Raw genomic sequence first — 13,744 nt, 5'->3', positions numbered from 1 at the left:
AGGGAACGGGTCGGGTGCGGCTCCGCGGCATCAGACCGTGTTCCGGTACGCGGTGAGGTGCGGCCCAGGAGCGGTCGGGGCGCGTCCCGGCAGCACCGCCGTTCGGAGACGGATCCACCGCACATAGGCGTCGCGGCGGATCCGTGCACGATGGTTGTCGTCCTCGCGCAGTGAGCGCCACTCGATACGGGCGCGCAGCCAGGCCGAGCGCAACGCCACGGCGAGGGGCGAGGGATCGGGTTCGGCGCGGGCCGCAGGGTCGACCGGGTAGCCCAGTGACCGTTTCACCGGCTCGGTCACCTTGTCCACCAGCAGGCGTTCGCGGGTGGACAGGCCCATGCGGCCGGTGCCGATCCGGTCGGCACTGACCGGCTGCCCGGCCTGGCGCCAGGCCTGCGCCAACCGGGCGGTCTGGTGTGCGTCGGCGGACCTGTGATGCTCCAGCATGGCCGGCTCCGGCTGCTCGCCGAGGAACGCACAGAGCCGGCTGATCTCCTGCTGCGGACGGGACACCAGGTCTTCGTAGCGCAGCAGGTACACCACATCGGGGCCGTGGGTCTCCAGCGCGGCCTGGGCGCTTTCCTGCTGGGCCCTCCACAGCTCGGCCATGCGGTAGGGGTGACTGGGCCCGAACACCGCGCGCTTGGCCGAGGAAGCCACGTCGCACGGGTCCCGGACCAGCCACACGAACCGTGCGTCGGGACGGACGGCCAGCACTTCGGCCACATGATCGACCATGAACGTGCTCTTGCACCCCCAGCGGGCCTTGCCCACGGCGATCCGGTGCTCCTCGTAGATCGCGGCCACGATCCCGAACAGCCCCTGGCCTGCGGAGGCCGAGGCCAGCACCCGCTCGGCGTCGATCGGGTGCGGCCACGGATGGATGTGCCGGCGCAGCAGGCCGAGGGCGACCGCTGTCAGGCGGGCACGCCCGGCCGGGGCCGACAGGTCACCGTAGGACCTGGCAACGGGCGTGAGGAACCGCATGAAGTGAGGCGGATGCGGGACGGTGATCCGGGAGTGGGCGTTGAGGATGAGCCGCAGCAGGTTGGATCCGGACCGCTCCGTGCCGATGATCAGGATCGGGCCGTCCTGAGCCGTCATGCGTCGCCGACGCCGACCAGCGAGGGCGACGTCATCTTCTGGGCGCCGCACTGCATGAGACTGCTGCCCGCCGCCGCGACCTCGGGGGAGGCGCACTTGTCGAGGGTGAACCGGTCGGAGCCGGGTGCCAGCGGGCCTGCCGCGGAGCTGAACTCACTACGCCAGCCGGTGCCGGCGTAATCGGTGGAGCGCTCCAGGCCGTCATCGGGCTGCGGGTGGAAGTACTGGAAGTGTTCGGGGAAGTGACGGAAGTCCATCACGGGCCCGGGCTGGTAGGAGTCGTAGATGCGTTTGTAGGCGTCCCGGCACACCTGCTCGGGCAGGTTGCTCACGTTGAGGAACTCGTCCTCGTGCAGGGCCTGTTCGATCGACAGCCAGTTCAGGTGATCGATCTCCGAGCGGATCAGGCCGGAGGCGATGGCCTGCTTGTAGACCGTGGTACCGGGCATGGCCGACAGGTACTTGACCCGCGTCACGTGGTTGTAGGTCTCGGCGAACTCGACCATGTGGTTGAGCGACTCCTCGCTCTCGTTCGGCAGCCCCACGATGAGCAGGGAGCCGAACCGCACACCGGCGTCGAAGGTGGTGCGCATGGCACGCACCGTCAGGTTCTCGCTGCTGCCCTTGCGGGCCTCGCGCAGCACATCGGTCCCCAGCGACTCCACGCCGTACAGGATGATGTCGCATCCGGAGTCCCGCATGGCGTTGATCCGGGGGACGTCCATGTCGGCGCAGCGGGTCAGGCAGGTCCAGCGGATGTCGTGGTCCTTGATGACATCGCAGATCTCCAGGGTCTGCTTGCGGTGCGAGCTGAACGTCAGGTCGACGAAGAAGGAGAACTCGATGCCGTACTGGCTCTTCAGCCAGGCCATGTCCCGGTCCATCTTCTCCGGGGACTTCGCCCTGACCTGCGGTGTCGTGCGGTAGCAGAAGGAGCAGTCCATCTTGCAGCCGCGGCTGTAGGAGGAGATGATCTGCGGCTGCAGGCCCATCGGGCTGTGGTACTGCGGCCACAGGTCCAGCCGCATCCTGGGCAGCGCGTCGAGATCCATCATCTGGCCCCGCGGCCGGGTGCGCTTGGCCTCGCCCTCCGCGGTGCGGTAGCAGATGCCACGGATGTGGGGCAGATCCCGCGACCAGTTGCCCGCGGAGTAGCTCTCCATCAGTTCCAGGATGGTGATCTCACCCTCACTGATGACGACGATGTCCGCGTCGGTGTTCTGCATGAAGATGTGCGGTACCGACGTGCACAGCGAGCCGCCCACGATGATCGGTACGTCCGGCTCCGCTTCGCGGACCTTCGCCATCAGTTCGCGGCAGAACGGGAAGTTGTCCTCGAAGGTGCACACGCCCAGGACATCGGTCTGCCCGACGATCTGGTCGTACGCCGACTTCAACGGGTCGAGGTCGTAGCGGACGTCGACGATGCGTACCGGGTATCCGGCGTTGTGCAGCACCGTGGAGATGTAGCTCGCGCCCTCGTACGGCGAGGTCAGGAAGAATTCCCAGCCGCGTGGCATGGTGAACGGGGACGGGCCGACGACCAGCGTGAAACGCGGCAGCGACGGGTCGGTGGGGACCGGGGTGATGTCCTGCTCGCGCATCTGGTTCATGAACTGGTGGTCCACCAGTTCATCGGCGTTCGCGTATAACTCCAGGGCGAGGGATTTGGGTGCCACGGAACACTCCTTTTTCGGCCAGGCTTTTCTCTGGGCGTTCAGCCGCTGATCTTCCGCTCACCGTCGTGCGCGGCAGCGCGTGATGTGGCCGCGAACTCCGGCCAGAACTTCGGGTATTCACCCGCGAGATCAGCGATGGTCTCCGAACAGTGCTGAGGGAACCTGTCGACGAGTCGGTCCCCACTGTGGCACGAGCTTTGCTCGGGCGTCGAACAGTCGCAGCGGTGCCGTCCGGTTTCGGTGAGCGCGGGAGATCGCGGCCGGCGCGGCGTCGGCGTTCGCCGACGTCGATGGGGCGGATGCGGCGGTCCTGGCCGAATGCGGATGTTCGAGGGGGGAATTTCCGCGGACGAACACGGCGGCGGTCGGCGGGCGCCCTATACCGGTGACGGCCGTCCAGGACGCCGGTGGCGCCCGGACCTGGTTCGACGTCGCACCGGACACGACGGCCTCGCCGGCAGGGCGGCTGCGCTGCCGACGTCGCCGAACCCGTGCGGCGCCGGCTGAACGCCGTCAAGAATGGTCGGCCTTATGGTATCCAATTCTCCACGCGTTATCGCGATTGCCACGCATATCGAGGATCAAGGTGGACTGCGATGCACAGCATTTGTCCTGCCGGGACGAACAGGCCTTCTGTAGTAGCCGAATTACTCTATGATGACTGGAACAGCACCGGATCCCGCCGCTGAGGATGAATCTCAGGTGCCGGGCTTGCGCGGCATCCCGTCCAGCAGCCGCGCGACCTCTGCGGACTCCGGTAGCTCCCGCTCGGCGAAGATCGCCCGGGCACGTTCCAGGTGATGGCGAGCCGTACCGACGTGACCGAGGTCGAGCTGGGTCAGGCCCAGCACCCTCAGAGCCTGCGCGAGGTCGCGGGCCGCGTCGAGTTCCTCGCACTGGACGGTGGCCCTGGTCGCGCAGTGGACCGCCTCCTGCAGCCTCCCGGTCACCCGCAGTGTCTCGGCCATCCGGTAGAGCGTGTACGCCTCGCGATCACGGACCCCGAGGGAACGGCTCACCGCCAGCGAGTCGCGATACCGCGCGAGCGCCTCGTCGTAACGGCGCTGCTCGTGCAACGCCAGGCCCAGTACGTACAGCGCGTACGCCGTTCCGGCCCGGTCACCGATGTCGCCCAGCAGTTCGAGCGCGCTCTCGCAGGCGGTCACGGCTCGGTCGGCCCTTCCACTGTGCACGTGGGCAAGCGCGGCGTTGATCACCGTGGCGGCCTCCCCCGAGCGGTGGCCGAGTTCACGGGCCAGCGTGATGGCCTCGTCATAGCAGTTCACGGCCTCGTCGTAGCGGCGCATGTAGTGCACCGCCAGCCCGAGGTCGTTGAGCGCCTGCCGGAGGATCACGATGTCACCGGCCTGCCGTGCCGCCGCCACGGCTGCCAGGGCGTACTCCTCGGCTTCGGCTGTGCGCCCGCTCTGCAGCGCCAGCGAACTGCGCAGCAGCAGCGCACGGCCGCTTGTCCGGGGATCCCCGGTCGGCTCGACGGCCCGCAGCAGCGCGCGTGCCGGTCCCTGGAGCTGTCCGGCGCCCGGGTCGCGGTTGAACGGGCTGAGCGCGATCAGCAGGTCGACCGCGGTGCGCGCGGCCCGCGTGTTGGCGGCCGGAGCCCGCTCGACGAGGTGCAGGGCCGCCGTGATGGTGGGGATTTCGGCGTGGACCCAGTCGCGTGCCGCATGCATGTCGGCGAATCGCAGTCCCGGCGTGGTGCGGGGTCCCAGTGCCTCGCCCACCGGGTCGCCCGGGACCGCGTGGATGAACGCGTTGCACGCCGTGCTCAGCAGGAATTCCAGCAGCCTGTGCAGTGCCTCGTCCCGCTGGTCGTGTTCGTGGAGCTCCTCCAACCGGTGCTGGGCGAAGACCCGGGTCAGATCGTGGTAGCAGTAGACGCCAGGCCGGGGGGACTCCAGCATGGCCGCGTCGACGAGGGATTCGAGCAGGTTCTCAGCCTGCTCCTCGTCCAGTGCCAGCATCGCCGCGGCGGTCGGCAGCGTGATGCCCGGGGAGCCGACCACCGCCAGCAGCCGGAAGGCGCGCGCCTGTTCGGGCATGAGCTGCCGGTAGCCCATCTCGAACACAGCGCTGATGGCGACACCACCGACGTGCAGCTCCGCGATCCTGCGCTGCTCGTCGGCGAGACGGGCCGCCAGCACCGCGATGGTCCATCGTGGCCGGCCCGCCAGCCGCGCGGCCACGATACGGATGGCGAGCGGCAGGTATCCACAGACCCGGACGAGTTCCTTCGCCTGCGGCCGCTCTCGGGCCAGGCGCTGCTGACCGATGACGGTCCCGAGCAGTTCCAGCGCCTCGGCGCAGGAGAAGGCGTCCAGCTTCAGCTGGACACTGAGCGGAACCCCGAACAGCCTGGGTCGGCTGGTGACGATGACGCCGCACTCGGAGGACCCGGGCAGCAGATCCCTCAGGTGCTCGGCATCGCGGGCGTTGTCCAGCAGGAAGAGCAACCGTCGACGGTTGACGACCGACCGGAACAGCTTGCTTCGTTCGTCGAGCCGTTCGGGTATCGCCTCGCTCGGCACACCGAGGGCCAGCAGGAATCCGCCCAGGACCACGGCGGGGTCGGCCGGGTTCTCGTGGCTGCCGTGCAGGTCGGCGTGGAGCTGCCCGTCGGGATAGGCATGACACACCTGATGGGCGACGTGCAGAGCCAGCACCGTCTTGCCCACCCCTCCCATGCCCGTGATCGCCACCACGGGCGGTGTCGAGCGGCCGCGCGTGGTGAGCAGGTTGCACAGCCGGGCCACCTGGGCGGACCGGCCGGTGAAGTCGGGCAGGTCCGGGGGAAGCTGTGCCGGCCCGGGTAACACGCGGGTGTCGTCCTCCCGGTAGGCGGCCGCCGGTCCGGCGGCGGAGTCGTCACCGGGTGCTCGGCGAGAGGCGCCCTCGTGTGCTCCGTCACCGGCCGGCCGCCCCTCGATCGGCCGCACGCCACGTGTCCTGGGCTGCGCGGGCGGGGTGGACAGCAGCGTCGGATCCGCGTCGAGGATGCGGCGGTGTATGGCCAACAACTCGGTCCCCGGCTCGACGCCCTGTTCTTCCACCAGGCGGCGACGCACGTCGCTGAAGACCGCCAGCGCGTCGGTCTGTCTGCCGACCGCGTAGAGCGCCCGCATCAGCAGGCCGTGCGGCCGTTCGCGCAGGGGACAGGAAGCGATCAGTTCCGTGAGTCCTGGAATGACCATGTGGTGTCGGCCGCGCACGATCGCCAGGTCGAAGCGTTCCTCCAGGATGACGAGCCGCAGTTCCTCCAGCCGTTCGCGCTGCCGGTCGGCGAACGGTCCGGGCACACCTGCCAGCGGATCGCCGCGCCACATCCGCAACGCCGTCCCGAGCAGGCGGTCGGCCTGCTGATGGCGTTTCTCGGCCCTGGCCCGCAACGCCTCGTTCAACAAGGACTCCGTTTGCCGCACGTCCAGTGAGGCCTGGGGAACCGTCATCTGGTAGCCGCCGCCTACGGACAGCAGCAGCCGCGGCGCGGCTAAATCCGGTTCCAGCAGCTTGCGTAACTGCCAGGCGTAGGTGCGTACCGTCGTCACGGCACGGTTGGGCGGTTTGTCCCCCCACAGTCCTTCGATCAGCCTGGCCATGGACACGGCATGCTCGGAGTTCAGGGCCAGTATCGACAGCACGGCCTGCTGCTGCGGCGGCCCCACCCGGATCTCGGTGTTGCCGCGATACGCGCGAACCGCCCCCAGGAGGACAAAGCGCAGGTCATCCGTCAACGCGCCGGCCTTTCTCTGTTCAATGATCAAACGGATCCGTCCATGGCAGTGGCACAGTGAACGAGACGTTCACGCGGGGATCGGCGGGTCGCCGGGCGCTCCCGGCCCCGGTGGTCAGGCCGGCGACATCGGTTCCCCGAGGGCGAGTTCGGCCCATGTCGTCCTGTCCCGGTGGTCGGTGACGAGCACTGCGAGCGGCCCGTCGGCGACGTGGGGGACCGTGCCGGTGAACCAGCCGCCGGACGGTGTCGGCGGAACCGTAGGGACGCCGGAGGGCGCGGCCGGGACGGCCTCCGCCCGGCGCGCGTCGGGGTCGTTCCAGCGCACGGACATGCTGCCGCCGTCCTCACCGTGGGGCGGCCCGTGCCCCACGCCGGACGGCGCACCGGTGCCTGGCAGTCGCGTGCCCACTGCCCCGTGCACGGCCGGAGTGGCGTCGGCGGGCCTGGTCCCGGCCCCGCAGGCGGCGGAGACGGCGAGGAAGCGGCCGCGCTTCGCTTTCCAAGCGAGGCCGCGGCCGACGACGACTGCCCGTTGCCGCGGCCCGGCCAGGCGTTCCGGGGCGTCGTGCCAGAGGTTCAGCATGCGTACCGCCCCGTCGCGCACCGCGTCCGTCAGCAACGGATCGGCCACCCGGAACGGGCGGGGCACCGCCGGACCGGTGGCCCCGGGGGCGTCCAGGTCGAAGGAGTGCCTGGAGTGCCGCATACCGCGCTGTGCGGTCGCGGCCGGCACGGCACCGCAGGCCATCGCCTCACCCATCGCCGCAAGGAAGGTGTCCGTCCCGACCGTGGACGGGACGACGCCGAAATCGCTGGACGCCGCCCGGTCCCGCGGTTCCGGGTCGCTCGTCGGCCCGGTGTCGATCCGGGCCGGCGCCGCATGGTCGCGTGCGATCCCGTCCAGGTCCTCGCCGCGCGGGGGCTGCGGGGCGAGGCGGTGCAGGAGGACGTTGCAGGGGTGGCCCTCGTCCAGCAGGCGCCGGACGGCGCGGAGCAGTTCCTTCTGGCCCTCGTGCCGCACCGGGCAACGGGCGTGGTGGCAGAGGGCGAGCAGTCCCGGGTCGGGACTGAGCGCCGGGAGCGTACGCCTGCGGCGCTCATCAGTGCGCGGTACGTCGGACTCTGGGTCAACGGGGTCACCGCAACTCCGCGAGCGCACGCCCTCGGAGGGACTGCCACCCGTGCGGGCGGACACTCTCGGGGGCGGCGCGGACCGGGGTCCTCATGCGTGTCCGCGCCTCACGGAAGCGCTCGCGACATCGATGTCGTACAACCTGATGGTGTGTCCGAAAACTCGCCCACAGCTGCCTCTCCTCGCAAACCGACGATTTCACACGCTGGCGCCTTCCCTCGGCACGCCGGGGCTGGCGGCTGTAGCAGATCAATGTGCTTGACATGAGAAAACGCATCACGGCGACAGAAGGGTGGACTGCTGACAGAAGTGGGCGTCCCACGTCGTGGGAGGGCTCCCACGGTGAAGCCCAAGCACTACCATCACGGACATGCATACCGGAGTCAAGCATTCCCGGAACGCTTTCCAGCCAACTCGGCCCATGCCAGGGGCAATCCACCACCTGCGGCTGGCCGCCGAACAGAGCGAGCGCCACGAAGAGGCGCGGATGCAGAAGGCGCCCGGCGCCGACCCGCCAGGACGCTCGGGCTGATCGCGGCCGGGGCACTGGTGGTCGCCCCCGCCACCGTCCAAGAGCAGCCGCCCTTGCGCTCTGTGCGGCGCGGCCCGGTCCGCGGCCGTCCGAGGCCAGTGGCAGAAGCTGGAGCGGGCGCGAGGTCTCGCGTTCCTCCTCCGGTTCGCGGACCTTCCTGTGCGGAGCGGTGTTCTCCGCCTCCGACGGTGTCGGCGGCTCGGTCGGCCCTTCCGCCCGGCGTCCGCGCGGCCGGCTCGCGCCGGCTGCCCGGACCCGGTGCCGCGAGGTCTCGGGGTTGCCCGCCCGGCGCCGCCACCGTCCGCGCGTCGAAGGGCCGCTGCGGCAGCCCGGCGTCGGCGCCTCCACCGGACACGGACCGGGTCCGCGCATCAGGCGACCGGCCCAGGAGGCCGCTGCCGGGCCGCCACGATGCCCGATCCGGCCGCCGACCCTACGGTGGTGGCATGGCAGTGATCAACGCCTGGAGGCGAGGAGCGTGGGCCGGGATCGGTGTGCGGGAGGCACTGGGCCTGGCTGTCCTGTTCGTGCTGTCCGTCGTGGCTGCTTCGATCAAACCGCACGAACACCAGGTCTCGCTGTGGTGGCCTGCTGTGGTGCTGGCCGGCCTCGGCTGCTCCGCCCTGGCTTGGCGACGCCGCCACCCCTTCGGCGTACTGGCCACCGCGGTCGGCTGCGGGTTGGGCTTCATCGTGCTCGGGTTCCGGGAGAGCCCGCTGGTGATCAGCCCGGTGCTGGTGTCCGTCTACGCCGTGGCCGCACTGACCGACCGGCGTACCGCCTGGGCCGCCGCCTCCGCCTCGGCCGCCGTTCTGGTCGGCGCCGCCATCGCGGGCGCCCCGCACTCATGGCTGGCCCCCGACAACGCGGCGATGCTGGCGTGGACGGCGCTGCCCGCCGCCGTCGGAGACGGGGTGCGCTCACGCCGCGCCTACGTGGCAGCCGTGGAGGAACGCGCGGAACACGCGGAACGCACGCGCGAACAGGAGGCACAGCAGCGGGTGGCGGCCGAACGAGTCCGGATCGCACGGGAGTTGCACGACGTGGTCGCGCATCACATCGCCCTGATCAACGCTCAGGCAGGCGTGGCCGCGCATCTGGCGGAACGGCGACCGGAACAGATCCTGGCCGCCCTGGAGGACATCCGGGACACCAGCCGGTCGGCGCTCGACGAACTACGGGTGACCGTGGGGCTGCTGCGGCAGTCCGGCGATCCGGTGGCCTCGCGGGATCCGGTGCCGGGCCTTGCTCAGATACCCGCGCTGCTGGCCTCCTTCGAACGCGCCGGGCTGGCCGTCAGCCACGCCCGGCGCGGCATCGCCGCACCACTGGCTCCGGCGGTCGATCTGACCGCGTACCGCATCGTGCAGGAAGCCCTGACCAACGTCCGCAAGCACGCGGGGACCGACCACGCCCGGCTGATCCTGCAATACCGCCCGGAGCGGCTGACGATCACCATTGAGGACGACGGGGGAACCGGAGGGCAGCCCTCTCCCGAGGGCACGGGACACGGGCTGATCGGGATGCGGGAGCGGGCGGCCACGGTCGGGGGCCGACTGCACGCGGGATCGCGCCCGGAGGGCGGCTTCCTCGTGACGGCCGACCTGCCACTGCGCCCCTGCCAGACGTTCGGCGAACCACCCAGGAGAGACAGCCATGACGATTCGCGTGCTGATTGCCGATGACCAGGCCCTGCTGCGGGGCACTTTCAAAATGCTGTTCGATTCCACGGACGACATGGAGACGGTGGGCGAGGCGTCCAACGGGCAGGAAGCGGTGGACCTGGCGCGTGACCGGCATCCGGACGTCATCCTGATGGACATCCGCATGCCGGAGATGGACGGCCTCGACGCCACCCGGCTCATCAGCGAGTCCGCAGACCTCACAGCGGTCAGAGTCCTCATCCTGACCACGTTCGAGGACGACGAGCACGTCGCCGAGGCGCTGCGCGCGGGTGCGAGCGGCTTTCTCGGCAAGGGTGCGCGCCCCGAGGAGCTGATCGAGGCCGTCCGCACGATCGCCGCCGGCGAGGCGCTGCTCTCGCCGGCGGCCACCCGCGCGCTGATCAAACGCTTCCTGTCGCAGCCGGAGACGTGCCCGGCGGGGGTGCACGAGCGCCTGGAGTGCCTGACGGGGCGGGAACGCGATGTCGTGGGGCTCGTCGCACTGGGCCTGTCGAACGACGAGATTGCCGAACGCTTGTTCGTCAGTCCGCTCACCGCCAAGACCCACGTCAACCGAGCCATGACCAAACTGGCGGCCCGCGACCGGGCACAGCTCGTGGTCATCGCCTACCGGTGCGGCCTGGTCAGTCCGGCGACCGAACCGGAGGCGCAGGCGTCCGCGTAGTGGTCCGCTCGCTGTGCGCCTCGGTATGTCCATGTCTTTCCCGGCTGTAGGCGGGCGTGCCGCATACCGCGGCCGTGGTAGTCGGGAATCACTGCGGGAGGACGACGCGCGAGGGGCCCTTCCTGGGCGAAGGTGAGACGGTGAACGGAGGTCTCACCATGATCGAAGCCCAGAGTCCGACCACGAGGTGCGACAGGACGGCCGTCGAGGATCGGTCCTTCACCGCCGACCAGCAGCGAGCGGTGGCGGCCCCGAACGAGCATGACCGCCTTGCGGCCGTACCGCCGCACCTGTCCCTCCTCCGCGACTCCCTGGCCTGCGGCACCCGCCGCACCCAGCAGGCGCACCGGGACGGCCGGGCCGGGCGCGGCCACGTGCCGCCCCGTCGGCGCAGGCCGGCCCGCGCGGCCCTGGCCGGCGGGCTCACGCTGGCCCAATGGACCACCAGGACCTCGAACATCAGATGACCAAGCCGCCGCGGCGGCCGAGGAGCCGTACGGCCACCCACAGTGGCCGGCCTGCCTCGGTCACACCGAGGCCGTGCCATGGCGCTCCTCCCTGGCGGCCAGCCGGCCCTTCGGGCGGCCGGCCGGCAAGCGCGTGACGCCACCGGGGACCTTGACCGCGGGTGTTTCTGATCTTGGTCGGAAGAGCGCCGGAACGAGTCGGCGGGCCACGCCACGATGGCTTCCAGGCCCGCCGGGTGCGGTCGTGACGTGGGTCAGGCGCCGGTTGCCGCGGCGTAGCGGGCGGCGACGTCCTCCCAGTCGACCAGGTCCCACAGCTTGGTGACGTAGTCGGGGCGGACGTTCTTGTATTGCAGGTAGTAGGCGTGTTCCCAGGCGTCGAAGACCAGCAGCGGGGTGGTGCCCTGGCCGACGTTGCCGTGGTGGTCGTAGACCTGCTCGACGACGAGGCGGCGCCCGAGGGGCTCCCAGGCCAGTACGCCCCAGCCGGAGCCCTGGACGGAGGTGGTGGCGACGGTGAGCTGCTTCTTGAACCGCTCGAAGCCGCCGAGGTGGGCGGACGGACCGCGCCGCGGAAGCAGCGCCGCACGGGCAAGCGGATCCACGACGGACTGCTGGACATCGGAGGCCGCCTCGGCGTACGGGGCCGCCCACCATGAACCCCCGTCCGTCCGGCCGGCCCGGGACGGCCGGATACAGTGCGCGCGACGGCAGCCTGGCCGCTCAAGGAGGGGAAGCGTGACCGACACCAGCGAGACCCGATCCGCCGACAGTGCGGCGCGCCCGACTCAGCAGAGCCGACTGCACCGCCTGTTGCGCTACCTCCCCCTGATCGCCCCCGTGCTGCTGTGGACCGTGCCCTGCTTGCTGCTGCTGTACACCGGCCAGCACTGGCCGCTCCCCGTCACGCTCGCCGGCACCGCCCTGTTCGCCCTCGGCCTGATCGGGATGCCGCTCGCGATGGCGCGCGGCCACGGCCGACGCCAGCAGGACTGGGCGGCGATCGTCGGAGACACCCTGCTGGGCGCCGTCTGGATCCTGTTCGCCTGGTCCGTCCTGCTCGGCGTCCCGCTGCGGCTCGCCCTGACCGTGACCGGCGCCGGCGACGGCCAGGACCGGGCCCGGATCGTCACCTGGGCGGTCCTCGGCGTAGCTACCGTGCTGCTCACCTGGGGGTACGCCGAGGCCCGCCGGGTACCACGGGTACGCCGCCTGGACGTGCGACTTCCGCGCCTGGGGGCCGGGTTGGACGGCACGCGCGTCGTCCTCATCACCGACACCCACTACGGCCCGCTCGACCGCGCCCGCTGGTCGGCGCGGGTCTGCGAGACGGTCAACACGCTGCAAGCCGACCTGGTCTGCCACACCGGAGACATCGCGGACGGCACGGCCGAACGCCGCCGCGCCCAGGCCGCCCCGCTCGGCACCGTGCAGGCCACCCGCGCCCGGGTCTACGTCACCGGCAACCACGAGTACTACAGCGAGGCCCAGGGCTGGGTCGACCTGATGGACGAGCTGGGCTGGGAGCCGCTGCGCAATCGCCATCTGCTGCTCGAACGCGGTGGCGACACCCTCGTGGTCGCCGGTGTGGACGACGTCACCGCCGAGTACTCCGGCCTCGCCGGCCACGGCGCCCACCTCGCCGGAGCCCTGCACGGCGCCGACCCCGACCACCCCGTCCTGCTCCTGGCCCACCAGCCCAAGTTCGTCGACCGGGCGGCAGCCGGCGGCGTCGACCTCCAGCTCTCCGGCCACACCCACGGCGGCCAGATCTGGCCCTTCCACCACCTGGTCCGCATCGACCAGCCCGCCCTCGCCGGCCTCAGCCGCCACGGCAGCCGCACCCTGCTCTACACCAGCCGCGGCACCGGCTTCTGGGGCCCGCCCTTCCGCGTCTTCGCCCCGAGCGAGATCACCCTGCTCGTACTCCGCTCCCCGCAGCGGCCCCCCACGCCGTAGCGCTGGGCGGGCCCGCGCTTCCCCCTGGAGATGCCGCGGTGCGCCGGCAGCCGCAGGCGAGGCCGGTGCCCTGCGACGCGGTACACCGCGTCATTCCGAAGGAATGCGAAACTCGAATTCGGGACGGTCCCACGGGACGGCGGGCGGGTTCGCGAGCGCGGTCCCGGTCCGCACCGCACCGACGCGGTGGTAGAAGTCCTCGGCGGGAAGATGCGACACGACCTTGACACGGTCGAGCCCGGCGGCACGGGCCTCGGACTGCATGTGCGCGACGAGCAGCCGCCCGATACCCCGTCCCTGCGCATCGTCGGCGACGAACAGCAGGTCGAGCTCCGGTGGAACGAGGACGAGCGAGTAGAACCCGATGACCCGGCCTCCGTACTCGTCGGTGCCGACGGCCACGAAGGTGCGGTGGGCTTCGATGTAGTCAGGACCGACCCGGTAGCCCGCCACCGCGGATGCGTACTTACCCGCGTAGGCGCCTGAGCCACGCACGAGCCGCGTGAGCCGCTTGGCATCCCGCGCGACCGCCCTCCGTATCGTGATCGACCGGCTGATCGGGGAAGTGCGTGAACCCATCGGGAGAGTATGCCGCACCGGAAAGCGCCGTCCCGCGGCGGGTCGGCTGCTCGGGCACTGTCGGGCCCACTGTTCGCGCGGTTCGTCGCCGGCATCACCGGTCGCGGCGCCGGCCACCGCGGCCGCAACGGGGACAGGCAACCACGGTGGTCTCCGCCGGAGTCGCGGGAGCTCCTCGACGAGCGGCTCGTC

At 70.8% G+C, this 13,744-nt stretch carries 9 protein-coding genes and 1 pseudogene; 4 read left to right on the top strand and 6 right to left on the bottom strand.

All coding sequences use genetic code 11. The features are described from left to right. Positions 1–30 precede the first annotated feature (30 nt). From AB0P24_RS06035 to AB0P24_RS06020, 4 genes are all read right to left on the bottom strand, one after another. Complete coding sequence (locus tag AB0P24_RS06035) at positions 31–1,104, bottom strand: sulfotransferase (RefSeq protein ID WP_365790999.1); 1,074 nt, start codon at positions 1,102–1,104, stop codon at positions 31–33. Next, the gene (locus AB0P24_RS06030; RefSeq protein ID WP_365790998.1) at positions 1,101–2,783 is read right to left on the bottom strand and encodes a radical SAM protein; all 1,683 of its coding nucleotides are present in this window, start codon (positions 2,781–2,783) and stop codon (positions 1,101–1,103) included. The genes AB0P24_RS06035 and AB0P24_RS06030 overlap by 4 nt, the downstream gene beginning before the upstream one ends. A gap of 698 nt (positions 2,784–3,481) precedes the next feature. Beyond that, positions 3,482–6,532 (bottom strand): BTAD domain-containing putative transcriptional regulator, encoded by a 3,051-nt coding sequence (locus AB0P24_RS06025; protein WP_365790997.1) that lies wholly within the window; start codon positions 6,530–6,532, stop codon positions 3,482–3,484. Between the two features lie 114 nt (positions 6,533–6,646). Beyond that, on the bottom strand, positions 6,647–7,555 hold the full coding sequence (locus tag AB0P24_RS06020; RefSeq protein ID WP_365790996.1) for a hypothetical protein: 909 nt from the start codon (positions 7,553–7,555) through the stop codon (positions 6,647–6,649). A gap of 1,089 nt (positions 7,556–8,644) precedes the next feature. Here AB0P24_RS06020 and AB0P24_RS06015 point away from each other — a divergent pair. The 3 genes from AB0P24_RS06015 (at position 8,645) to AB0P24_RS06005 (ending at position 11,014) form a co-directional block, all read left to right on the top strand. Next, positions 8,645–9,883, top strand: coding sequence for a sensor histidine kinase (locus tag AB0P24_RS06015; RefSeq protein WP_365790995.1), 1,239 nt, complete (start codon positions 8,645–8,647; stop codon positions 9,881–9,883). Beyond that, positions 9,855–10,547, top strand: a complete 693-nt coding sequence (locus AB0P24_RS06010; protein ID WP_365790994.1) for a response regulator transcription factor — start codon at positions 9,855–9,857, stop codon at positions 10,545–10,547. The genes AB0P24_RS06015 and AB0P24_RS06010 overlap by 29 nt, the downstream gene beginning before the upstream one ends. Before the next feature lie 158 nt (positions 10,548–10,705). Continuing rightward, a complete protein-coding gene (locus tag AB0P24_RS06005; RefSeq protein ID WP_365790993.1) occupies positions 10,706–11,014 on the top strand; it encodes a hypothetical protein in 309 nt (102 codons plus the stop codon). A gap of 254 nt (positions 11,015–11,268) precedes the next feature. Here the strand turns inward: AB0P24_RS06005 and AB0P24_RS06000 are convergent. Next, positions 11,269–11,568: pseudogene (locus tag AB0P24_RS06000) on the bottom strand (Fe-Mn family superoxide dismutase); the annotation flags it as partial. 184 nt (positions 11,569–11,752) lie between these two features. On the opposite strand from AB0P24_RS06000, the gene AB0P24_RS05995 reads away from it, so the two are divergent. Next, entirely contained in the window at positions 11,753–12,973 is a 1,221-nt protein-coding gene (locus AB0P24_RS05995; RefSeq protein ID WP_365790992.1) for a metallophosphoesterase, read from the top strand. 90 nt (positions 12,974–13,063) lie between these two features. Here AB0P24_RS05995 and AB0P24_RS05990 read toward each other — a convergent pair whose 3' ends face one another. Beyond that, positions 13,064–13,552 carry a GNAT family N-acetyltransferase gene (locus AB0P24_RS05990; protein ID WP_365791138.1) on the bottom strand — a complete coding sequence of 163 codons (489 nt, stop codon included), beginning with the start codon at positions 13,550–13,552 and terminating at the stop codon, positions 13,064–13,066. Positions 13,553–13,744: the final 192 nt, after the last annotated feature.

The sequence above is a fragment of the Streptomyces sp. NPDC086519 genome, assembly GCF_040686075.1.
Lineage (GTDB): Bacteria > Actinomycetota > Actinomycetes > Streptomycetales > Streptomycetaceae > Streptomyces > Streptomyces shenzhenensis.
This window is presented reverse-complemented; position numbering and strand designations above follow the sequence as displayed.

Excerpts from the sequence above, each read along its gene's own strand:
- AB0P24_RS06035 (WP_365790999.1), bottom strand. The coding sequence starts at position 1,104 with ATGACGGCTCAGGACGGCCCGATCCTGATCATCGGCACGGAGCGGTCC.
- AB0P24_RS06015 (WP_365790995.1), top strand. The coding sequence starts at position 8,645 with ATGGCAGTGATCAACGCCTGGAGGCGAGGAGCGTGGGCCGGGATCGGT.
- AB0P24_RS06010 (WP_365790994.1), top strand. The coding sequence starts at position 9,855 with ATGACGATTCGCGTGCTGATTGCCGATGACCAGGCCCTGCTGCGGGGC.
- AB0P24_RS06005 (WP_365790993.1), top strand. The coding sequence starts at position 10,706 with ATGATCGAAGCCCAGAGTCCGACCACGAGGTGCGACAGGACGGCCGTC.
- AB0P24_RS05990 (WP_365791138.1), bottom strand. The coding sequence starts at position 13,552 with ATGGGTTCACGCACTTCCCCGATCAGCCGGTCGATCACGATACGGAGG.